This window comes from Paraburkholderia sp. BR10937 (assembly GCF_040965695.1).
Lineage (GTDB): Bacteria > Pseudomonadota > Gammaproteobacteria > Burkholderiales > Burkholderiaceae > Paraburkholderia.
Genome location: NZ_JBFRCL010000249.1, coordinates 1 through 244 on the forward strand (window position 1 = coordinate 1; position 244 = coordinate 244).

General features: G+C 60.7%; 1 pseudogene. It reads left to right on the forward strand.

Annotated features, from left to right (window positions below):
- Positions 1–27: 27 nt before the first annotated feature.
- Positions 28–244, forward strand: a pseudogene (locus AB4Y44_RS42835) (IucA/IucC family siderophore biosynthesis protein); the annotation flags it as partial.

Genomic DNA, 244 nt, shown 5'->3' on the forward strand with positions numbered 1-244 from the left:
CGATTGCCGAAACAGGAGTCACCGCCCGTGCGAACTGAAATCGCCGCCGACGAAATCGCGTTGCGTCATGTCCCGCCTGCACGCATGGCCAGAGGCGGGGCCTTTCACATCCGCCCACTCGACGCGCTCGCCTTCATCCTCGATGTGAAAGCGCGGCTTGGCATCAAGGAGGAGATGCTGCCCATTTACCTCGACGAAATCAGCAGCACGCTGTATGGCGCGGCCTACAAAGCAGTGAAAGACG